Source organism: Faecalibacterium sp. DFI.5.82 (assembly GCF_029076575.1).
Taxonomy (GTDB): domain Bacteria; phylum Bacillota; class Clostridia; order Oscillospirales; family Ruminococcaceae; genus Faecalibacterium; species Faecalibacterium duncaniae.
Genome location: NZ_JARFIS010001116.1, coordinates 1 through 289 on the forward strand (window position 1 = coordinate 1; position 289 = coordinate 289).

The following is a 289-nucleotide window of genomic DNA, read 5'->3' on the forward strand; positions in this document are numbered from 1 at the left end:
CCACCCCGTCAAGGTGGGCGACAAGATGGACCCCAACCGGGATGTGCTGCATGTGGATGACGAGCGCATCTACAACCAGAAGAACCAGCAGCTCTACTATCTGGCCCTGTACAAGCCCCGCGGCTATGTGACCACCGCCAGCGATGAGCTGGGCCGCAAGACCGTTATGGAGCTGGTCAGTTATATCCCCGCCCGCCTGTACCCGGTGGGCCGCCTGGACAAGGACAGCGAGGGCCTGCTGCTGATGACCAATGACGGTGCCTTTGCGCAGGCTGTCACCCATCCGTCG

At 62.3% G+C, this 289-nt stretch carries 1 protein-coding gene; it reads left to right on the forward strand.

The genetic code is table 11. The features are described from left to right. A partial coding sequence (locus tag P0G09_RS20380; RefSeq protein WP_275253591.1) for a pseudouridine synthase occupies positions 1–289 on the forward strand: 289 nt, incomplete at both ends.